General features: G+C 32.6%; 20 protein-coding genes and 3 tRNA genes. 19 read left to right on the top strand and 4 right to left on the bottom strand.

What is annotated here, in order from left to right:
- The first annotated feature begins 50 nt into the window (after nucleotides 1-50).
- From cysT to ACFCYN_RS11815, 3 genes are read left to right on the top strand one after another with little or no spacing between them, the layout of a single operon-like run.
- Entirely contained in the window at nucleotides 51-881 is an 831-nt protein-coding gene (gene cysT / locus ACFCYN_RS11825; protein ID WP_375949443.1) for a sulfate ABC transporter permease subunit CysT, read from the top strand.
- Nucleotide 882: 1 nt separating this feature from the next.
- A complete protein-coding gene (gene cysW, locus ACFCYN_RS11820) occupies nucleotides 883-1,764 on the top strand; it encodes a sulfate ABC transporter permease subunit CysW (RefSeq protein WP_172443857.1) in 882 nt (293 codons plus the stop codon).
- 11 nt (nucleotides 1,765-1,775) lie between these two features.
- Nucleotides 1,776-2,849, top strand: coding sequence for a sulfate/molybdate ABC transporter ATP-binding protein (locus tag ACFCYN_RS11815; RefSeq protein ID WP_375949441.1), 1,074 nt, complete (start codon nucleotides 1,776-1,778; stop codon nucleotides 2,847-2,849).
- A gap of 596 nt (nucleotides 2,850-3,445) precedes the next feature.
- Here ACFCYN_RS11815 and ispG read toward each other — a convergent pair.
- From ispG to ACFCYN_RS11800, 3 genes are all read right to left on the bottom strand, one after another.
- A complete protein-coding gene (gene ispG / locus ACFCYN_RS11810; RefSeq protein ID WP_098120014.1) occupies nucleotides 3,446-4,546 on the bottom strand; it encodes a flavodoxin-dependent (E)-4-hydroxy-3-methylbut-2-enyl-diphosphate synthase in 1,101 nt (366 codons plus the stop codon).
- A gap of 115 nt (nucleotides 4,547-4,661) precedes the next feature.
- Nucleotides 4,662-4,994: a hypothetical protein gene (locus tag ACFCYN_RS11805; RefSeq protein WP_172443860.1), complete on the bottom strand. Its 333-nt coding sequence runs from the start codon at nucleotides 4,992-4,994 to the stop codon at nucleotides 4,662-4,664.
- Between the two features lie 109 nt (nucleotides 4,995-5,103).
- Nucleotides 5,104-5,862: a DUF1189 domain-containing protein gene (locus ACFCYN_RS11800; protein WP_375949439.1), complete on the bottom strand. Its 759-nt coding sequence runs from the start codon at nucleotides 5,860-5,862 to the stop codon at nucleotides 5,104-5,106.
- Between the two features lie 389 nt (nucleotides 5,863-6,251).
- On the opposite strand from ACFCYN_RS11800, the gene ACFCYN_RS11795 reads away from it, so the two are divergent.
- From ACFCYN_RS11795 to ACFCYN_RS11780, 4 genes are all read left to right on the top strand, one after another.
- A tRNA-Asn gene (locus ACFCYN_RS11795) sits at nucleotides 6,252-6,326 on the top strand.
- 12 nt (nucleotides 6,327-6,338) lie between these two features.
- Nucleotides 6,339-6,415 (top strand) — tRNA-Met (locus tag ACFCYN_RS11790).
- Between the two features lie 12 nt (nucleotides 6,416-6,427).
- A tRNA-Ser gene (locus ACFCYN_RS11785) sits at nucleotides 6,428-6,517 on the top strand.
- A gap of 207 nt (nucleotides 6,518-6,724) precedes the next feature.
- Nucleotides 6,725-7,333, top strand: coding sequence for a superoxide dismutase (locus ACFCYN_RS11780; protein WP_172443862.1), 609 nt, complete (start codon nucleotides 6,725-6,727; stop codon nucleotides 7,331-7,333).
- A 143-nt stretch (nucleotides 7,334-7,476) separates the two neighbouring features.
- On the opposite strand, the gene ACFCYN_RS11775 is transcribed toward ACFCYN_RS11780, so the two are convergent.
- Complete coding sequence (locus ACFCYN_RS11775; protein ID WP_172443863.1) at nucleotides 7,477-7,626, bottom strand: hypothetical protein; 150 nt, start codon at nucleotides 7,624-7,626, stop codon at nucleotides 7,477-7,479.
- Nucleotides 7,627-8,006: 380 nt separating this feature from the next.
- Here ACFCYN_RS11775 and ACFCYN_RS11770 point away from each other — a divergent pair, with 380 nt between their 5' ends.
- From ACFCYN_RS11770 to ACFCYN_RS11715, 12 genes are all read left to right on the top strand, one after another.
- Nucleotides 8,007-9,224, top strand: coding sequence for an MFS transporter (locus tag ACFCYN_RS11770; RefSeq protein ID WP_172443864.1), 1,218 nt, complete (start codon nucleotides 8,007-8,009; stop codon nucleotides 9,222-9,224).
- A 109-nt stretch (nucleotides 9,225-9,333) separates the two neighbouring features.
- Entirely contained in the window at nucleotides 9,334-11,493 is a 2,160-nt protein-coding gene (locus ACFCYN_RS11765) for a peptidoglycan D,D-transpeptidase FtsI family protein (RefSeq protein WP_216854057.1), read from the top strand.
- Nucleotides 11,494-11,718: 225 nt separating this feature from the next.
- Nucleotides 11,719-12,546: a phosphate ABC transporter ATP-binding protein PstB gene (gene pstB / locus ACFCYN_RS11760; protein ID WP_172443866.1), complete on the top strand. Its 828-nt coding sequence runs from the start codon at nucleotides 11,719-11,721 to the stop codon at nucleotides 12,544-12,546.
- Nucleotides 12,547-12,571: 25 nt separating this feature from the next.
- On the top strand, nucleotides 12,572-13,225 hold the full coding sequence (gene phoU, locus ACFCYN_RS11755) for a phosphate signaling complex protein PhoU (RefSeq protein WP_172443867.1): 654 nt from the start codon (nucleotides 12,572-12,574) through the stop codon (nucleotides 13,223-13,225).
- A gap of 107 nt (nucleotides 13,226-13,332) precedes the next feature.
- On the top strand, nucleotides 13,333-14,319 hold the full coding sequence (locus ACFCYN_RS11750) for a nucleotidyltransferase family protein (protein WP_172443868.1): 987 nt from the start codon (nucleotides 13,333-13,335) through the stop codon (nucleotides 14,317-14,319).
- 85 nt (nucleotides 14,320-14,404) lie between these two features.
- The gene (gene rpmG / locus ACFCYN_RS11745; protein WP_056475024.1) at nucleotides 14,405-14,554 is read left to right on the top strand and encodes a 50S ribosomal protein L33; all 150 of its coding nucleotides are present in this window, start codon (nucleotides 14,405-14,407) and stop codon (nucleotides 14,552-14,554) included.
- A gap of 118 nt (nucleotides 14,555-14,672) precedes the next feature.
- Entirely contained in the window at nucleotides 14,673-15,239 is a 567-nt protein-coding gene (locus tag ACFCYN_RS11740) for a 5-formyltetrahydrofolate cyclo-ligase (protein ID WP_172443869.1), read from the top strand.
- A 187-nt stretch (nucleotides 15,240-15,426) separates the two neighbouring features.
- Nucleotides 15,427-16,374 (top strand): L-lactate dehydrogenase, encoded by a 948-nt coding sequence (locus ACFCYN_RS11735; protein WP_172443870.1) that lies wholly within the window; start codon nucleotides 15,427-15,429, stop codon nucleotides 16,372-16,374.
- Between the two features lie 138 nt (nucleotides 16,375-16,512).
- Entirely contained in the window at nucleotides 16,513-17,274 is a 762-nt protein-coding gene (locus ACFCYN_RS11730) for a M15 family metallopeptidase (protein WP_216854058.1), read from the top strand.
- Nucleotides 17,275-17,378: 104 nt separating this feature from the next.
- Complete coding sequence (locus tag ACFCYN_RS11725) at nucleotides 17,379-17,582, top strand: YqgQ family protein (protein WP_098120026.1); 204 nt, start codon at nucleotides 17,379-17,381, stop codon at nucleotides 17,580-17,582.
- 62 nt (nucleotides 17,583-17,644) lie between these two features.
- Nucleotides 17,645-18,616 (top strand): ROK family glucokinase, encoded by a 972-nt coding sequence (locus ACFCYN_RS11720; RefSeq protein WP_172443872.1) that lies wholly within the window; start codon nucleotides 17,645-17,647, stop codon nucleotides 18,614-18,616.
- 301 nt (nucleotides 18,617-18,917) lie between these two features.
- A complete protein-coding gene (locus ACFCYN_RS11715; RefSeq protein WP_172443873.1) occupies nucleotides 18,918-20,810 on the top strand; it encodes an LTA synthase family protein in 1,893 nt (630 codons plus the stop codon).
- Nucleotides 20,811-20,856: the final 46 nt, after the last annotated feature.

Genomic DNA, 20,856 nt, shown 5'->3' with positions numbered 1-20,856 from the left:
TATGTCCAAGTCTTCTTTATTTGATTTTCATTTAAGGAGTGGACATAAATTTGCTAAAGACAAGAAAGAGAATCTTACCTGGGTTCGGTTTAACATTTGGATTTTCAATATTGTATATAAGTTTTTTTATTTTTTTACCAATATCGATGTTATTTCTACACTCTTTTGATATAGGGTGGACTAAATTTTTTAAAATTGTAACCGATCCTAGAGTACTAATGTCATATAAAGTTAGTTTTGGAACAGCCTTTATTGCTGCGATCTTAAACGCTGTCTTTGGTTTATTAGTAGCCTGGGTGCTTGTACGATATCGTTTTCCAGGGAAGAGAATAGTAGATGCTTTCATTGATTTACCATTTGCATTACCGACTGCAGTAGCCGGTATTACTTTAACTACTTTGTATTCTCCAAGTGGTTGGATTGGAAGACTATTTTCTTTCAAAATAGCTTATACACCTTTAGGTATTATTATTGCTCTTACTTTTATTGGATTACCATTTGTAGTAAGAATGGTGCAACCTGTGCTAGAGAATTTCCATAAAGATGTTGAGGAAGCAGCTGCAAGTTTAGGCGCAAACCGTTTACAAATTTTTTGGAAGATAATATTCCCAGGAATCTTACCAGCCTTGTTAACTGGTTTTTCATTAGCTTTTGCGAGGTCTTTAGGGGAATATGGGTCTGTTGTATTTATTTCGGGAAATATGCCTATGAAAACTGAAATAACCCCTTTATTGATCATGACAAAATTAGAGCAATACGATTATGCAGGGGCAACTGCACTAGCAGTTGTATTATTAGTTATTTCTTTCCTTCTATTATTATTGATTAGTATTTTTCAACGATACTCTAATCGGGCATTTGTTCAAGGGGGTAAGAGTTAGAATGGAAAGAGAGTTAAATATTGAGAGAAAATTAACTTTAAATAGTCATACAAAAAAAGGAATTAAATTAAAGGGGAAATCGTTTCAAATCATCTTAACTAGTATCGTTATTTTATTTTTAGCGCTATTTTTATTTCTTCCTTTAGTTTCAATTTTTATAAAAGCATTGCAGGATGGCTTCGGAGTTTATAAAGAAACAATCGTAAATGATGAAACTTTAGCTGCAATTAAATTAACATTTATTGTAACGATTATTACCTTACCACTTAATGCAATATTTGGAGTTTCAATTGCTTGGGCTACAACGAAATTTAATTTTAAAGGGAAAAATTTATTGGTAACTTTAATTGAATTACCTTTTGCTGTGTCTCCAGTTGTTACGGGTTTTTTATTTGTACTTTTATTTAGTCCGAATAATGGGGTATTTGGTGGCTGGTTAAAAGAGCACAATTTAAAAGTCATTTTTTCAACCCCAGGAATTGTTTTAGCAACAATCTTTGTAACTCTTCCGTTTGTTGCGAAAGAATTAATTGCAGTTATGCAGGCTACTGGAAGTGCAGAAGAAGAGGCTGCGTTAACTTTAGGTGCTAACGGTTGGCATATTTTTTGGAAGGTGACACTTCCAAAAATTAAATGGGGACTTTTATATGGCATTATATTATGTAATGCAAGAGCGGTTGGAGAATTTGGAGCTGTATCAGTAGTTTCTGGACATATTCGCGGAGAAACGATTACGATGCCACTTCATATAGAAAATTTATATAATGAGTACCAATTTCCACAAGCCTATACAGTTGCGTCACTTATGTCTATTTTTGCGATTCTGACATTAGTGATAAAAAATATTATTGAATGGAAAGTACAGAAGGCAGAGAAACAATAGGAGAGGATCGTATGTCAATTAAAGTTTCTAATGTATTAAAGAGTTATGAAAATGAGTCTGCTTTAAAAGGAATTGATTTAAATATAAAAAAAGGAGAATTAGTAGCACTATTAGGTCCTTCTGGTTCTGGAAAAACAACATTACTACGAATAATTGCTGGCTTAGAGAATCCAGATGATGGGGAAATATTCTTTGAGGAACAGGATGTAGCAAATTTACAAGTAAAGGAAAGGAATGTAGGGTTTGTTTTCCAGCACTATGCTTTATTTCAGCATATGACCGTTTTTGATAATATTGCATTTGGATTAAATGTAAGACCAAGAGCTACACGACCAACTAAGCGAAAAATTAATGAGAAAGTAATGGAGCTATTAAATTTAGTAAAATTAGAAAGCTTTGCCAAAAGATTTCCTTCGCAATTATCAGGTGGACAACGACAACGTGTCGCATTAGCTAGAGCTTTGGCTGTTGAACCGAGCGTATTATTATTAGATGAACCATTTGGAGCACTAGATGCAAAAGTAAGAAAGGATTTAAGAAGATGGTTACGTAAGCTTCATGACGAAATTAATGTTACAAGCATATTTGTAACACATGATCAAGAAGAAGCACTTGAAGTTGCCGACCGAGTGGTCATTATGAATGGGGGAACAATTGAGCAAATAGGTACCCCGGAAGAAGTTTATCATACACCTGCAAGCCCGTTTGTTTATGATTTTCTTGGAAAAGTAAACTTGTTCCATGGACGGATTAATAAAGGAAATTTAATAAGTGGTGGTCTAGAAATACCATTACAGGAGCAAGTGGAAAGAGATCATAAAGAAGTTACAGGTTATGTCCGACCTCATCAAATATCAATCGAAAAAATTGAAACAAATCAAACATCAATAAGTGCAATCATTACTCATATTCATGCAGTGGGGCCAATTGTATACGTCGAAGTCCTTCGAGAAGACACAAATGATTATGTCGAAATCGAATTAATGAACGAATTATTTTATGATTTAAATATTCAACTTGGAGAACGAGTATTTGTACGCCCTAATGAATTAAAGGTATTTATCCCTCAGGATTATTCGATCTAGTAGGAACGTGTAAACAGTAGGGTGTCCAAAATGTTTGAAATGGGCATCCTACTAAGTATTTAGAGGAAGAGTAGTTGAGATGAAGATTAGCTGCAAATAAAAACTTGAAAGTTCAAATAAAGCTGTGAACAGAGCAAATGAAGGAAACACTGCAAATAAAATCAGTAAAACTGCAAATAAAATTAGCGAAACTGCAATTAAACTCCGTTGGACCCCAATTTAGATAGGGAAATACTAATACCGGTTAGGGTATTTCATCTAATTAATTGTTCAAAGATCGATGCACACAATGGAAAATCAATAAATTTGCACTTTTTTAAAAAAAATTGCTTAAAAAAGTGAAGAAATCTATTAAATATCAATATAAGGTGAGCATAAATTCCACTCTAATAATAAAATTCTAACAAGATACCCCCATTCTAGAAAGGCTTATATTAACGTAAACTGCCAATCGTGCCTTAGGCGAAGATGCAGTTATACATAGTCTTTCTTAATATGAAAAAAGAGGCCTCCTATTTGTCAGTTACGCTGACTCTTAGGAGGCCTCTTTGTTTACAACGTTATTAAAAGCTAGGGGAGACTGTTTCTTTGTCTCTTTAGCCTTTTGCTGCTTCTAGTTCAGCAAGTTTTTCTTTTGCGATAATGTCGATTTCACGTTTTAATTCTTCAACCATTGTTGCTTCAGGTACTTTACGAACGATTTCCCCGTGGCGGAATAGTAATCCTTCACCGCGTGCTCCAGCAATTCCAATATCAGCTTCACGTGCTTCACCAGGTCCATTTACTGCACATCCTAGTACGGCAACTTTAATTGGTACTTTTAGTGTTGAAATATATTCTTCAATATCGTTTGCAATACTAATTAAGTCAATTTCGATTCGTCCACAAGTAGGGCAAGAAATCAATGTTGCAGCGTTTGAAGATAAGCCGAAAGATTTAAGTAATTCTCTAGCAACTTTTATTTCTTCAACTGGGTCTGCACTTAAAGAGATACGCATTGTGTTTCCGATCCCTTTACTTATGATTGCACCTAAACCAGCAGCACTTTTAACTGTACCAGCAAATAGTGTACCTGATTCAGTGATACCTAAGTGTAAAGGATAATCGAATGCTTTTGATGCTTTTTCATATGCTTCAATTGCAAGATTTACATCTGATGCTTTCATTGAAACAATGATGTCATGGAAATCTAAGTCTTCAAGAATTTTAATATGATGTAATGCACTTTCAACCATTCCATCAGCAGTTGGGTAACCGTATTTCTCTAAAATACGTTTTTCTAAAGAACCAGCATTAACACCGATACGTATTGGAATTCCTTTAGCTTTAGCTGCATTTACAACTGCTTCAACTTTTTCTTTACGTCCAATATTACCTGGATTAATTCTTATTTTATCTACGCCGCCTTCAATTGCTTTAAGCGCTAATTTATAATCAAAGTGAATATCTGCTACAAGTGGTATATTAATTTGTCTTTTTATATCAGCAATCGCATTAGCTGCTCTTTCATCTGGTACTGCAACTCGAACAATCTGACATCCAGCTTCTTCAAGTCGTTTAATTTCTGCAACTGTTGCTTCAACATCGTGTGTTTTTGTTGTTGTCATACTTTGGATTGAAATCTCATTTGCTCCACCAACAACTACATTTCCTACTTTAACTGCACGTGTTTTACTTCTATGTGTAATTTCGTTCACGAGTAACTCGCTCCTTCAAAAATAACTTATTTCATTTTTTATATTTCTACATTATCATATTTTCTTCATGATTACTCATTTTATCAACTGGTTCTAAAGAAATATAACACAAAATTTACTTTTGTGAAGAGTAAATTGGGAATTTATATGATTTTCCACTTTGTATTTTAGTCGGTAGAAGGCCGTCGTTTAACTCTGTAAAATCCTTCGTAATTTGGCTAATTGGTTGGCTAAAATCGGGATTGAGATCTTCGATAATTCCTAAAACAGTATCTCCATTCTTTACTTGGATTTTTTCATATTTTGGAAGTGAGGATGTTTTTGTTTCTGATTTAGATGCTTTGGCTACTGTAGCAATATGTTGAGTAGGGATCGTTCCTACGTTAAGGTCGAAGAAAATTATATATCCAAGTAATAATGCACCGAATAAGAAAGCTATTCTTTTCATTAATAATCACTCCTTTTGTAGACTATATGCTTGTCCACACCGAATATTCCAAAAAGAAGCCAGGAAATAGTCCATAAAAAAAGAAGCGTGTAAACGCTTCGGAAATTGATTATTTTTTTGATGGTAAATTTCGAATTGTTAATGTATACATAACAACTGCAATTACAATATAAATTAAAGTTTGGAATGGAATATTTATTTCGAATAATCTAAGTAAGAAATAAATAACAGTAGGTAATGTTAAGCTATATGAAACCATTGCAAAGCGTTGTCTAAACTGTAGGTGTTTAGTCGACTTAATTACAGTTGTTAAAAATGCTAAAATTGTCGCAAGTAAAAATATGAAGATACATGAACCAAAATAATATAGGAAAAATAACGCGATTAAAATGACTGGAAGAGCTTCTTTTATATTTTTAATAAATTTTGAAACGCCCGCTTTATTTATTTCTTTTGATTTTAATGAAGGGTAAGGGAAATCTTGCTCGCCTTTATCATTTTTCATGATTATTCTATTTTTTAATACAACAAATGCAAACTGTTCATTTTTTAATTTGGTAGGCATAACTGTTTCATTTGGATAAAAAGCATAGTTATATTCACCAATCTTTTGTTCGAATGGCGTATTGTCGTTTAAGGCTATTGTTCCTTTGTTTAAAGAAATTGTATGAATATTTTCTTTTAGCAAATCAGAAACATTGTTCACCTGAAGCTTCACATTTTTTTCCAATGAAAAGAACCCAGGAAGAGTATATAAAATTGCTAGTAGGAATAGAAAAAAGATTGTTTTACCGATTTTTTGGAGTCTATATCTTGATATTGTTTTTGGAGAGTATAAACTAAACCAAAATTGTTTAAATATATTCATAAACTCATCCTTTCTTATTAAATGTTATTTCACTTCCCGAAATTTATTATGTATCTTTAGAGCTATTTTGTATATTATAATCTTTTTTTTGAAAATGAATATTAAACTTTAATTAGAATGAAAAGAGTAAGATTAAGAGCGGGCAGAAGTTTTATTAAGGATAGTAAGTTGGCCTGGACTATGAATTAGGGGGAGAAATACAGGAGTGCAAGATTAGTGGGGAAGATGAACTTTTAGAGCAGTTTCAAACTTCACATTCATATTATTTACACTAAAAGTTTATTAAGATAAATTAATATCTAAAAAAAATAAAAAAAGTGAAAAATTACATTGACGTTTAATTAGAGGCATGATATATTAAATATTGTCTTAAGGACAACGGAAATTATTCCGCAGTAGCTCAGTGGTAGAGCACTCGGCTGTTAACCGAGTGGTCGTAGGTTCGAATCCTACCTGCGGAGCCATTTATATAATTTGGCGGTGTAGCTCAGCTGGCTAGAGCGTACGGTTCATACCCGTGAGGTCGTGGGTTCGACTCCCTCCGCCGCTACCAATATTTTATTATGGAGTAATACCCAAGTCCGGCTGAAGGGATCGGTCTTGAAAACCGACAGGGGTGTAACAGCCCGCGGGGGTTCGAATCCCTCTTACTCCTTAAACAGTGAAAAAGTCTTCAACGTTATCGTTGGAGACTTTTTTCGTTTTGATTATTAAATATTGCTATTAAACCTTGGATCTAATTCTGATAAAAGTAAATCTTTTTTATATTATTTTCCTTTTCTGAGCATTACTATTGAAATCTTTCAATATATTTGATAACTTTAAATGGAAATTCACTATTATCCTTGGGAGGAATTTAAAAATGTCAAAATTCGAATTACCACAATTACCTTATGCTTATGATGCATTAGAGCCACACTTTGATAAAGAAACAATGAACATTCACCACACTCGTCACCACAATACATATGTAACTAACTTGAACGCTGCTTTAGAAGGCAAAGAAGTAGCTGCTTCTTCAATTGAAGAATTAATTTCAAACTTAGATGCACTTCCAGAAGGTATCCGTACTGCTGTACGTAACAATGGTGGTGGACATGCTAACCACAGCTTATTCTGGACTTTATTAACTCCAGAAGGCACAGGCACTCCAGTTGGTGAAGTTGCAGAAGCAATTAACGCTAAATTCGGTAGCCTAGATGAGTTAAAAGCTTCATTTACACAAGCTGCATTAACTCGTTTCGGTTCTGGTTGGGCTTGGTTAGTAGTAAACAATGGTGAGTTAGAAGTAACTAGCACACCTAACCAAGATTCACCATTAATGGAAGGTAAAACTCCAATCCTAGGCTTAGATGTTTGGGAGCATGCTTACTACCTAGGCTACCAAAACAAACGCCCTGACTATGTTGGTGCATTCTGGAATGTAGTAAACTGGGAAAAAGTAGAAGAGTTATACCAAGCTGCTAAATAATTTATAAAACATGAAGGGGTCATCCTAAAGTCAGGATAATTGACATAGGGATGGCCCCTTTTTTATTTGTCGCAGTAATTTTTTTAATTGCTTTTTGAACTAAAAAATAGGAAGATTTTAGTCTTCCTATGTTTTCATTCAAATTATTTATCTGTTTGTTTTTGCTTTTTTTTCAAATACTCCGCACGCATTTTTTCAAGTTGCATCTTTTTATCAAATTTGGCAGGTGTCTGTTTTTCATGAAACTTTGCAACAGCTTGCTGACCTTTATAATCTAATTGATATTTTCCCACTTTGTTCACCTACTTTTCTTGTCTCTAAAGAGAATCTATTCAACAAATATAATACCTTATTTTACTTAAGTAAACCTTATTAGTTTATTAGTGTGCAGCTAACTTAGCATTTATCAGTAAAAACATTAAAAAATTAGTAAAGTAATTCATCGCTCGTTCCCCATTTTTATTTGAGCTTCAACCATACACTTCGGTTCCAGATTTCATTTTTCGGATTCAACGGTTTTATTTGTAACTCAGTATCCAATCCTTTCAAGCGCGATATCTATTTTTACCTCGAATCGTTAAATCTTCAGGATAGTATCTTTTATATTTGTTAAATAAAAGGATAAATTTTCATTTACTCGGAAAACTAGTTCATGAGACAAAGGAGAGTTTTTATGAGTAGGTGGAAATTTTTATTAGGTGATGTCGATCTAAACAGAGACTTAGTTTTGTTATTAAGTGTCGGTGGATTATTTACTTTGGCAACAGCTTTATCTAGTACATTTGTAAATGTTTATTTATGGAAGCAGTCAAATGATTATTTACCGATAGCTTCGTATCAATTTGCGATTGCATTTTTTCAAGCTCTGACTTTCGTGATTGCGGGTAGATTAGCTAAAACAGTTGATCGTGTTGTGATTCTTAGGATCGGTATTTCTTTTTTAGCGATCTTCTATATTGTTGTTTTAGTGTTTGAAACAAAGACATTGCTAGCAACGATATTAATCGGAGCTATTTTAGGAGTTGGAAATGGTTGTTATTATTTGGCGTTTAATTTATTAACATTTGAAGTGACTGAGCCTGAGACTAGGCAATTTTTTAACGGTTTTTTAGGGCTTGTTAATTCATTTTCTGGAATGCTTGGGCCGTTTATTGCTGGAGCAATCATTTCTTCCATGATTGGAAATAAAGGTTATCACTTTGTATTTATGGCTGCAGTTTTATTATTTGTTTGTGCGGTTGTCTTAAGTTGTTTTTTAATTAAAAGAGAACTTGATAGTGAGTTCAACATTAAACGAGTCATCTTGGAAAGAAAGTTAAATGAGAATTGGCGACAAGTTACTTATGCCAATTTCTTTCAAGGCAATCGTGAAGGGATCTTTATGTTTGTCATTTCAATCTATATTTTCTTATCAACTGGAAGTGAGTTTGCTTTAGGGAAGTATGGATTAATAACATCATTAATCAGCTTTATTACTTATTACATTGTGACTCGAATCATAAAAGAAAATTTTAGAATGAAAGCAATATTTCTTGGAGGATTTTTATTATTTAGTGCGGTTTTCGTAATTGCTTTTAAAGTTAATTTTTCATTATTGATTATTTATGGTGCAATTATTTCTTTGGCGTATCCAATCATTTTAGTACCTTACTTATCTTTAACATATGATATAATAGGAAAATCGTATAAGGCCAGGGAATATCGAGTGGAATATATAGTGATACGTGAAGTTTATTTGAATAGTGGTAGAATGTTTTCAATTGCAGTATTCATTGTTTGTACTATATTGTTTCCAGCGAAACAAGTTATTCCATTGTTAATGTGTTTATTTGGTACAGGACACTTTTTGGTCTATTTCGTAATGAGGAAATTAGAATTTAACCATGCTTAATACAAGATAGTTCACTAAATTGTCAAAAGTATATCTGTAAATCTGTTTCCAATTCAATAAAATAATAATACGCGTAATGAAAGCAATGGTAGAAAAAAGAGGAGAAAAGATGAATAAACCTAAGAAATATAAAATTACATTACCCACACGACTGAATACTCTATTTTTCCTTGTATTTGTACTATTTTCCTTTTTAATTCTAAGATTAGGTGTTGTACAAATTGTAAAAGGTGAAGACTATAAATCAGAATTAGAGCGAACAGAAAATATGACCGTCGATCAAGCTGTACCAAGGGGGAAAATTCTAGATCGTAATGGTAAGGTTGTAGTAGATAATAAGCCTTTACGTACAATCACGTATACAAGGAAAAAAGGTACGACGTCTGGTGAACTATTACAAATGGCTACTAAGTTAAAAACTTTTATTAAGATGCCAACTAATAAAATAACTGAAAGAGATCGAAAGGATTTTTGGTTACTAAAAAATCCTGAAGACGCAAAAACACTAGTATCAAAACAAGAAGATAAAGATCTAAAGGCTCAAAATAAAGATGATGATGCTGCATATAACAAAGCTTACTATAATTTACAACTTGATAAAATTACAGAAGCTGACATGAATTCGTTTAGTCCAAATGACTTGCAAATCCTTGCAATTTACAAGCAAATGAGCGTAGGTTATGCATTAACTCCACAAACAATTAAAAGTGAGGGAGTTACTGAAAAAGAATATGCAACTGTTAGTGAACATTTGGACGAGCTTCCTGGTGTAGATGTAACAACAAATTGGGAAAGAAAATACGTTTACGGTGATACGTTCCGCACAATTTTAGGTAATATTACTTCTGAAAAAGAGGGTTTACCTGCTCAGAATGTAGATTATTATTTAGCACGTGGCTATGATCGTAATGATCGTGTCGGAAAAAGTTATATCGAAAAGCAGTATGAAGATGTTTTACGAGGTACAAAAGGTAAAGCTCAAAATGTTATTGATTCAAATGGAAATGTTGTTGATACGAAGGTGATTACTGAAGGGGAACCTGGTAGTGATTTAGTACTATCAATTGATATGGAGCTTCAAGGTAAGGTTGATGAAATTGTAAAAAATAGGCTTTTACAAGCAAAAGCAACTTCAAATGGTAAATATTTGGACCGAGCATTCGTTACAATGATTAATCCGAATACGGGTGAAATTCTAGCGATGTCAGGTAAACAAATTGTTAAAGATAAAAAGACAGGAAGAAATAAAGTTATTGACTATGCAACAGGCAATCTTACTTCATCTTACGAGATGGGTTCGACAGTAAAAGGTGCAACGCTTTTAACAGGTTTTCAAACAGGAGCGATTGTTCCTGGACAAAGACAATTCGATACACCGATTAAAATTGCAGGGACACCTATCAAATCATCTTATAGTAATATGGGATGGATTAATGATTTAGATGCGTTAAAAAGATCTTCAAACGTTTATATGTTCCGAACAGCAATGGCAATTGGTCATGCAAATTATGTTCCAAATAAACCTTTGGATATCGATGTAAAAGCGTTTGATACATTCCGTAATAGCTTCAGTCAGTTTGGACTTGGTGTTAAAACTGGAATTGATTTACCAAATGAAGCAATTGGATTTAAAGGTGTCGACAAAAACCCAGGTTTCCTTCTAGATATGGCGATTGGACAGTATGATACTTATACACCACTTCAATTAGCTCAGTATATATCGACAATCGCAAATGGAGGTTATAGAATTCAACCGCATGTTGCAAAAGAATTAAGACAACCTTCTATTGGTGAAGATACTGGAGTAATTAGATCAGAAGTAAAAACAAAAGTTTTAAATCGAATTGATATGAAGGATTCATACATCAATCGAGTTAAACAAGGTTTTATCAAAGTATATAATGAACAAGGTGGTACTGCTCGTCCTTATTTCTTAGGCGTAGACTATAAAATAGCTGGTAAAACAGGTACTGCCCAGTCCTTCTATGATGGACCTGATCGTAAAAATTATAAAGAAGCACCAAGAACATATAATGAAACATTGACTGGCTATGCTCCATATGACAATCCTGAAATTGCATTTTCAGTTGTAGTTCCTTGGTTACAAACTGACCAAGCGCCTGTCAATAAATACATTGGCCGCGATATTATGGATGAGTACTTTAAATTAAAAAAAGAAAGACAATCAGTTTACAATGATGAACCAAAAGACACAACTGAAAATCAAAGTACTCAAAATAGTCAAGACGACCAAAATAAGAATCAATAAAAGAGAAGGAGAATCCCTTCTCTTTTTTTTATCTAATTTAAAAGAGCTTCTGAACTTATTTACATAATCTTTACATTCGGTTAAAACAGGTTTAATAGTTTAAGGATATGATTATTCATGTAATCAATTACCGAATTAAAAAGATTATAAATTATAGCTATTGTTTAGTTAACATTTTAAAACAACAATAGAATGCTTCCTTTAGGATGAGAGGGGATAGAAGTTATGACAGTTACATTAGATAGAGAAAATAATATTAAAAGTGAAGATATTGAAGATACAAATACAAACACAAAAAAATCAATTGTTTATGATACTCAAAATTTAAATTTATGGTATGGACAAGATAAAGCGCTAAAAAACATCAATTTAAGCATATATGAAAATGAAGTAACAGCAATTATTGGTCCAAGTGGTTGCGGTAAATCGACCTATTTAAAAACTTTAAATCGTATGGTTGAGCTAGTGCCTACAGTTAGAACAGAAGGTAAAATTCTTTACCGTCAACAAGATATTTTCGATAAAAACTATCCTGTACAAGAATTAAGAACTCATGTAGGAATGGTATTCCAAAAACCAAATGTATTTCCTAAGTCAATTTGGGAAAATGTTGCTTACGGACCAAAAATTCATGGTATTAAAGATAAAGCCTCATTAAATGAAATTGTTGAAAAAAGTTTAAAAGGTGCTGCGATTTGGGATGAGGTTAAGGATCGTTTACATGAGAACGCACATGGCTTGTCAGGGGGACAACAACAACGTTTATGTATTGCACGCTGCCTTGCAATCGAACCTGATGTTATTTTAATGGATGAGCCTACTTCGGCATTAGATCCTATTTCAACTTTAAAAGTTGAAGAATTAATCAATGATTTGAAAAAGGATTTTAGTATTATTATCGTGACTCATAATATGCAACAAGCAGCACGTGTTTCTGATAAAACTGCTTTCTTCTTAAGCGGTGAGGTAGTTGAGTTCTCAAATACAAATAAACTATTCTCGACTCCTAAGGATAAACGCACAGAAGACTATATTACTGGACGATTCGGTTAATAGAAGGGGAAATGGTGGCAATAATATGAGAAATCAATTTGAAACAGAGTTAAAATCATTACAAGAAATGATCATCGAGCTAGCTGAGAAAACAAAAAAAGCTGTAGTTAAGAGTATGGATGCATTTCGAACTGAAAATATTGAATTAGCTTTAGAAGTCATTGATGAAGATGATCGAATCGATAAATTAGAAAAAGAAGTTAATGAATTAATTTTAGTCATAATAACAAGACAACAGCCAGTTGCAGTGGATTTAAGAAGAAACTTAACGGCAATTAAGATTGCTCATGACCTTGAACGAGTTGCAGATTATGCTGTAAATATCGCAAAGTCGACAATTCGTATTCGTAGCCGTCAAGAAACCTTACCTATAGAAAATATCGAAAAGATGCATGAACTTGGTTTAGATATGTTAACAAAAGCTTCAGAAGCATACCGAACTGAAGATTTACAAGCTGCAAAAGAGATTGGTGAAATTGATGATCTAGTTGATGAGTTATATGGAACGACTGTACGAAATTTAATGTCGAGTATTGTTGAGTCGCCTGAGCATGTTGCAAATATTTTGCAAATGGCATTCATTTGTAGATATCTTGAAAGAATTGCAGATTATGCAACTAATATTGCAGAGAACATTTACTATTTAGTAAAAGGTAAGCATTATTTATTAAATCAATAAAATAAAAAAGGGTGTTCAGTTCTAATTTTACTGGACGCCCTTTTGTCATATTTATGTAATATTAAGCATACTTCTTTAACTAGTATAACATATTGGGGTGGTAACAAATGAAGGTTGTTATTTTAGCTGGAGGATACGGTCAAAGGCTTTTACCAATTACTAACAACATTCCTAAACCACTATTACCAATCGCAAATAGAGCGGCAATTGAGCATTTATTATTACATCTAACAAGATTGGGGTTTAATGAGTTTATTATTCAGCTTCATTATATGTCCCAAGCTATAATTGAAACAATTAACGCGATGAAATTAAAAAATGTTTCAATTGATTATATTATAGAAGAAAAAAGCTTAGGCTCAGCTGGTTGTTTACGATTATCTAAGCATTTTCTCAATGAACCCTTTCTATTAGTGAATGGTGATATTTTATTTGATGGAGAAATTAGAGAGGCATTAAAGAATCATTTAGAAAATAAAAGTAAATTTTCTATGTTTGTAAAACAAGTTGAAAATTGTGGGTCTTATGGAAATGTAAAAGTGAAAAATGGACAAATAATCGATTTTATTGAGAAGCCTAATGAGGGTAGTGAAATTAGTAAACTAGTAAATACCGGAATTTATATTATGAGTCCGGAATTATTATTTCAAATTCCAGAAAATCGATATTTTGACATTAGTAACGACCTAATTCCTTTAATGTTAAAAAATAATATTAGATTGAATGCATATCATTTAGAAGGCTACTGGATTGATTATGGAACTCCTAGACGTTTTGCAAAGCTAAATGTAGATTGGATTGAAGAAAAATTAAACTTGCCTATTCCGGCCGTTCAAATATTACCACGAATTTTTTTAGGTGAGCATGTAACGATTAATAATAATGTAAAGATTGTTTCTCCAGTAATTATTGGCAATGATGTTACGATCGAAGAAAACTGTGTAATTGGTCCATACGTATCAATCAGCTCAAATATTAGAATCGATCAGGGGAGCGTTTTACAGCATCAAGCAGTCTTTCAAAAATATACTCTGAATTATGAAAATAAATTTGTACATAATTCAATAAAAAAAAAATCAAAAGAAATGCAATGAATCAATAAAAGGTATGGAAATTATCGTGAAAGAATGTTATTATATACAAGTCTGATTATGTCACTATGTCAGGAGGGAAAATAAAATGCGCGTAAATATTACTTTAGCATGTACAGAATGCGGAGATCGTAACTACATCACTACTAAAAATAAACGTAATAACCCAGACCGTCTTGAGCTTAAAAAATATTGCCCAAGACTTAAAAAAGTTACAGTTCATCGCGAAACAAAATAAACAGTAGGAATTTTCCTACTGTTTTTTTTTATATAAAAATTTATAATCTAATTAGAAACGTCATTTTACTATTTAATCCTATTTATAGAAACTTTAATCCTGACCTTAGGAGGCCATAATGGAAAAAAAAGACATAAGAAATAATATGATGAAAAATTTGAAAAATATATCATCATTGGACAGAGAGAAAAAGTCGAAGCAAATTATAGAAACATTAATTAGTACAAAACAATTAAAGGATGCAAACATAATTGCAACAACGATGCCGATGGAGCACGAGATAAATACTAAGTATTTAATAGCTAATTGTTGGAATGAGAATAAATCGGTTGTTGTACCGAAATGTAATCACAAAACAAGAGAAATGGATTTTTATAAAATCAGTTCGTTTGAAGATTTAAAAGAAGGCTATTTTGGTATACAGGAGCCGATTGAAGAAAATTGCGAAAAAATAGAAAAGGAACAGATTGATTTAGTAATTGTTCCTGGAGTAGCGTACACATTAAAAGGAGATCGATTAGGATATGGCGGCGGTTATTACGATCGGTACTTAGAAGACTATAATAAACCTCTTTTAGCTTTAGCGTATGATATTCAAATCGTTAATGAGCTACCATCAGAGAAACATGACATTAAAATACCTTTAATCATAACAGAATCAAAAATAATACAAGCTTTCCAATAAGTGCATAAAGCGACACCTTTTGTTTAAAATAAATGATGAATTAAACCGATATTCCTTAAAGAAAATTGGTTTTTAATGTTTATTGTAACAAATTTGTAAAATGTTTCACAAACTTTAAGCGGATATACATATATAATATAAAAGTCCCAATGACTTACACTTTTATAACACTAATGAGGTGGATTTAATGTTACAAAAAGAAATTAATCGTGTCGCACTTATTGGTACAGGCGCAGTTGGAGCCAGTTATGCTTTTGGAATGTTAAACAAAGGTATTGCCGAAGAATTAGTTATGATCGACTTAAACAAAGATAAAGCAGAAGGAGATGCGATGGATTTAAGTCATTGTTTACCTTTTGTCAGTTCTAGAACAAAAATCTGGGCTGGAGATTATAGTGATTGTAAAGATGCAGATTTAGTCGTTATTACAGCTGGAGCTGCACAAAAGCCTGGAGAAACACGACTAGATTTAGTGGTTAAAAATTGCTCAATTTTTAAAGGCATCGTTGGAGAGATTATGGCTTCTGGTTTTGATGGAATCTTTTTAATCGCTACGAATCCAGTTGATATATTAACTTATGCAACATGGAAATACTCTGGGTTACCGAAAGAAAGAGTAATCGGATCAGGTACTAGTTTAGATACTGCACGTTTTAGATATATGCTAGGGGACTACTTTAATGTTGATTCTAGAAATATCCACGGGTATATAATAGGTGAGCACGGGGATAGTGAACTTCCTGTTTGGTCACAAACAACTGTTGGTACTTCACCAGTGCACCATGTTTTAAAGAAAAATCCGAAATATAGTCAAAGAGAGCTTGATGAAATCTTTTTAAATACACGTGATGCTGCATATCATATTATTAAGAAGAAAGGTGCAACATACTACGGTATTGGTATGGGGTTAGTTAGGCTAACTAAAGCAATACTTGAAAATGAAAATAGTATTATTACTGTTTCAGCATATTTAGAAGGTCAATATGGAGAAAATGATATTTATATCGGTGTTCCAGCGGTTTTAAATCGAGGCGGAATTCGTGAAATCGTCGAATTAGATTTGAATGAATTAGAACAACGACAATTTAAAAATTCAGTTGAGACATTAAGAAAAACGATGGAACCTATTTTGTAAGCAGTACGAAAAAACCTCTTTCATTTTGAAAGAGGTCTTTTTATAGAAAAAGAAGAATAATTTCATTACGTGTAATTTGAAAAAGATGCTGTCTTTTAATTTGTTATGATAACGATAACTGTTCAGAGGGAGGCTGTTTTGAAAAAAATAAATCGAAAGTTCGTCTGGTTGTTAATTGCTTTAATCACAATTGTTGGACTAGCTCTTTTTATTAAGAACCAAAATAGTATAAACAATGAACCAAAAAATCAAACAGCAAAACGTTCACCAGTGTTCCCAAATTATAATCATACGGCTATAGAAGCTGAGAATGGCTTACTAGAGGTCACAAATCCTAAATCAGATTTAGTATTAGTGAATAAAGAAAGAAAGCTTCCAGATGGATATGGACCTCCTGATTTAATTTATCCCATTGTTCCGTTACATGGTGTAAGTAAAGATAAAACTTTAATGAGAAAAGAAGCAGGTCATGCTTTAGAAAAATTATTTGAAAAAGCTGAATCAGCTGGTATTGAACTGACACCAGTTTCCGCATACCGTTCTTTTGAAAGACAAAAAAGCTTATATAATTATTATGTACAAATTCATGGAGAAGATTGGACACAATCCTTTAGTGCTGTTCCCGGTACAAGTGAACATCAAACTGGATTAGCAATTGATGTATCGTCGCCTAACTTTGGAAATAAGCTAGAGCAGGGATTTGGAAAAACAAAGGAAGGTATATGGTTGGCCAAGCATGCACATGAATTTGGATTTGTCATTCGTTATCCAGAGGATAAGGTTGAAATGACAGGATATGACTATGAACCATGGCATATAAGATATGTAGGAGTCAAATACGCAACCTACCTTTATAAAAATAATTTAGTTTTAGAAGAGGTCATGAAATCAAATCATTAAATACTTAAATAATATATGATTGTTTGGTATTTCACATTGACGAGTAACTGTTTCCAACTTATACTAATTACATATTTAGAAAGATTAAATAGTAGGAGTTAAAAATGAAATCCGTATATGATATTCAACAATTTCTAAAGAATTATGGAACCTTTATTTATACAGGTGATCGATTAGCAGACTTGATGTTAATGCAAGATGAGCTTAAAGAGTTATTTTTAGCAAATATTTTAGATATAAAAGATTTACAAGTGGCAACGTTGATCTTAAAAAAAGAGATGGATGTAATTAAAAATAAGACGGTTTGAAGAAAATCGTTTTTTTTTAGAATCGGATTGCAAGCGATTTCACAACGGAGGGAGAAGGCAAAATGGATAAAATGATTGTAGGCGTAGATTTAGGTGGGACAAGTATTAAATTGGCATTGTTAACAAATAACGGGGAATTCATAGATAAATGGGAAGTGCCGACTGATAAATCAGATAGTGGTAAGCATATTCCAAGAACAATAACAATTGCGATTGAAGAAAAGCTAAACCAAATGAATAAAACAAAAGAAGATATAGCTGGAATCGGTATTGGTGCACCAGGTTCAGTTCGCCTTGAAGATGGATTAATATTTGCAGCAGTAAATTTAGGGTGGGTTAATTTTCCTTTAAAAGAAATCTTAGAAAAGGAATCTGGTATTCCCGTAATTGTTGATAATGATGCAAATATAGCTGCTGTTGGGGAAATGTGGAAGGGTGCTGGAAACGGCGCTAAAGACGTCGTAATGGTGACGCTAGGAACAGGTGTCGGCGGTGGCGTAATTGTAAATGGAGATGTAGCACACGGAATTAGTGGATCTGCAGGTGAAATTGGTCATATAACTGTTCAACTTGAAGATGGAGTACTTTGTAATTGTGGTAAAAGGGGTTGTTTAGAAACAATTTCTTCAGCTACTGGTATTGCAAGAATCGCAAACGAAAAATTACAAAATACGACAAAAGAGACAGTTTTAAAAGAAATTGCAAATGGGTCCCTGGTTACAACTAAGGATGTATTTGAAGCTTATTCAAAAGGTGATGAAGTCGCAGAAGAAATTGTTAATCATGTAATGAGATATCTTGCTCTAGTCTTAGCTGGAGTAGGGAATACATTAAATCCAGAAAATATTATTATTGGCGGCGGAGTGTCAAATGCAGGAGAATTGTTATTGAAACCATTAAAAAGATATTTTGACGAATTTGCATTTACGACAGTTCGTGATTCGACAAAACTTTCAATTGCTAAATTAGGTAACGATGCAGGAGCAATTGGTGCAGCATATTTGGTGAAAAAGTTTATTACTAATGAAATTTAACTTAAATTTAAGGTGCTTCTAATTGAAGTACCTTATTATGTTTATTGTATTGAATTGAAAAAAAAATTAGTTATTTGACGACAGAACCAGTTTATGATAAATTGAATGACGTTAGAAAAAAACCTAGAGGTTACGTCAAATGATTTCTTACAATAATTCATACGATAAATACAATTAGTAGCTAATGATTGTATGAATCATTTAAAAAATTCTTGGTAATAAATACCAATTAAATAGATATGTGAAACGCCAAACATTGTTTATAATAGATTAATAGTCTTAACAAGAGGAGGAACAGAATATGTGGAAAAAGTTTATCAAAAACTTTGGTTTCCCGTTACTTGCTGTATTCCTTTTATGGATTAAAGCAACTTTACTAAGCCAATTTTATTTTGATTTAGAAATTGAAAATTCAATGCAAGAATTTATCTTGATAATTGCACCTATATCTTCATTATTAATTTTTATCGGTATAAGTCTTTTTGCAAAAGGTCCAAAGAGAAATAGAGCAGTTATTTGGATTAGTGCAATTATGTCATTCATTTTAATTGGTGACACAGCGTATTATTCGTTTTTCGATGATTTCGTTACAATCCCAGTTTTATTTATGACGCGCAACTTCGGTGATTTAGGATCAAGTGTTAAAGCAATGATTAGTTATAAAACATTCTTTGCTTTTTCTGATATTTATATTCTAATTATCGCTAATCTTATTTGGGGTAAAAAATTCTTTACTACAGGTAACATCAAAGCTAAAGCAAGAACTGCTTATTTCTTAGGAGCTGTAGCTATTTTCTTAGTAAACCTTGGACTTGCTGAAACTGAGCGTCCTCAATTATTAACACGTTCATTCGATAGAGAATACATTGTTAAATTCTTAGGTTTATACAACTATCATTTATATGATATGGTTATTCAATCAAAAACAACTGCTCAAAAAGCAATGGCTGATGACAGTCAATTAGCTGGTATTGAAAACTTTATTCGTGCGAACGATACAGGTGTAAATGCACAATTACACGGTAAGTATAAAGGTAAAAACGTTGTTGTAGTTTCATTAGAATCATTACAAAATTTCGTAATTGGACGAAAAGTTGATGGTAAAGAAATTACACCATTCTTAAATAAATTTACAAAAGAAAGTTATTACTTTGATAATTTCTACCACCAAACTGGTCAAGGTAAAACTTCTGATGCTGAATTCCTAGTTGATAATAGTTTATTCCCATTAGATCGCGGAGCTGTATACTTTACTAACAGTAGTAATACGTTTACTGCTACTCCAGCTATCCTTAAAAAGGATCAAGGCTATTATACTTCTGTAATGCATTCAAATAATAAATCGTTCTGGAACCGTGATATGATGTATCCAAGTCTAGGTTACGATCGTTATTATAATGAAGCTGACTTTAAAGTATCTGCAGCTACTTCAATTGGCTGGGGTCTGAAAGATAAATATTTTGTTGAGCAATCTGTAGAAAAAATGGCTGCTGAACCTAAACCGTTCTACAACCGTATGATTACATTAACAAATCACTATCCGTTTGAGTTAGATGATAAAGATTTAATGATTCCTCGTTTAAAAACAGGTGACCAAACTGTTGATAATTATGTAACAACAGTTCGTTATTTAGATGAATCAATCAAACATTTCATTGAAGAAATGAAAGCAAAAGGTTTATATGATAATACGATTATTGTTATGTATGGTGACCACTATGGTATTTCTGAAAACCATAATCGTGCAATGAGTGAAGTTTTAGGACAAGATATCACTCCTGCTGAACATGTTAAATTACAACAAGTACCTTTCTTTATCCACTTACCTGGACAAACTAAAGGTAAAACAATGCATGAAGTAGCAGGTCAAATTGACATCAAGCCTACAATCTTAAACTTATTAGGTGAAGATCCAAATAAAACATCTATCAACTTTGGTAATGATTTATTCTCTCCAAAACACAAAGATTTCGTAGTCTTCCGTGATGGTACAATTGTTACTGATAAGTATATTTATACTGGTGAGAAGATGTATGATCCAAAAACTGGTGAAGAATTAAAAGGTCAAAAACCACCTAAAGAAGATTTAGCAAAAGCAAATAAATCACTTGAGTACTCAAACTCAATCATTTATAAAGATTTACTACGTTTCTACCAAATCAAATATGATAAAGGTGAAACAAAGTTTGAATAACGATAAAAAGCACTTCCTTTAAGGGAGTGCTTTTCTTTATTTTTAC

It is taken from the genome of Gottfriedia sp. NPDC056225, assembly GCF_042267765.1.
GTDB lineage: Bacteria > Bacillota > Bacilli > Bacillales > Bacillaceae_G > Gottfriedia.
Note: the sequence above shows the minus strand (reverse complement) of the source record. Positions and strands in the feature narration are given on the sequence as shown.

What these genes read in the sequence shown, in the direction of transcription:
- cysW (WP_172443857.1), top strand. Translation starts at nt 883, where the DNA reads ATGGAAAGAGAGTTAAATATTGAGAGAAAATTAACTTTAAATAGTCAT.
- ACFCYN_RS11815 (WP_375949441.1), top strand. Translation starts at nt 1,776, where the DNA reads ATGTCAATTAAAGTTTCTAATGTATTAAAGAGTTATGAAAATGAGTCT.
- ACFCYN_RS11805 (WP_172443860.1), bottom strand. Translation starts at nt 4,994, where the DNA reads ATGAAAAGAATAGCTTTCTTATTCGGTGCATTATTACTTGGATATATA.
- ACFCYN_RS11800 (WP_375949439.1), bottom strand. Translation starts at nt 5,862, where the DNA reads ATGAATATATTTAAACAATTTTGGTTTAGTTTATACTCTCCAAAAACA.
- ACFCYN_RS11780 (WP_172443862.1), top strand. Translation starts at nt 6,725, where the DNA reads ATGTCAAAATTCGAATTACCACAATTACCTTATGCTTATGATGCATTA.
- ACFCYN_RS11770 (WP_172443864.1), top strand. Translation starts at nt 8,007, where the DNA reads ATGAGTAGGTGGAAATTTTTATTAGGTGATGTCGATCTAAACAGAGAC.
- ACFCYN_RS11765 (WP_216854057.1), top strand. Translation starts at nt 9,334, where the DNA reads ATGAATAAACCTAAGAAATATAAAATTACATTACCCACACGACTGAAT.
- pstB (WP_172443866.1), top strand. Translation starts at nt 11,719, where the DNA reads ATGACAGTTACATTAGATAGAGAAAATAATATTAAAAGTGAAGATATT.
- phoU (WP_172443867.1), top strand. Translation starts at nt 12,572, where the DNA reads ATGAGAAATCAATTTGAAACAGAGTTAAAATCATTACAAGAAATGATC.
- ACFCYN_RS11750 (WP_172443868.1), top strand. Translation starts at nt 13,333, where the DNA reads ATGAAGGTTGTTATTTTAGCTGGAGGATACGGTCAAAGGCTTTTACCA.
- rpmG (WP_056475024.1), top strand. Translation starts at nt 14,405, where the DNA reads ATGCGCGTAAATATTACTTTAGCATGTACAGAATGCGGAGATCGTAAC.
- ACFCYN_RS11740 (WP_172443869.1), top strand. Translation starts at nt 14,673, where the DNA reads ATGGAAAAAAAAGACATAAGAAATAATATGATGAAAAATTTGAAAAAT.
- ACFCYN_RS11735 (WP_172443870.1), top strand. Translation starts at nt 15,427, where the DNA reads ATGTTACAAAAAGAAATTAATCGTGTCGCACTTATTGGTACAGGCGCA.
- ACFCYN_RS11725 (WP_098120026.1), top strand. Translation starts at nt 17,379, where the DNA reads ATGAAATCCGTATATGATATTCAACAATTTCTAAAGAATTATGGAACC.
- ACFCYN_RS11720 (WP_172443872.1), top strand. Translation starts at nt 17,645, where the DNA reads ATGGATAAAATGATTGTAGGCGTAGATTTAGGTGGGACAAGTATTAAA.
- ACFCYN_RS11715 (WP_172443873.1), top strand. Translation starts at nt 18,918, where the DNA reads ATGTGGAAAAAGTTTATCAAAAACTTTGGTTTCCCGTTACTTGCTGTA.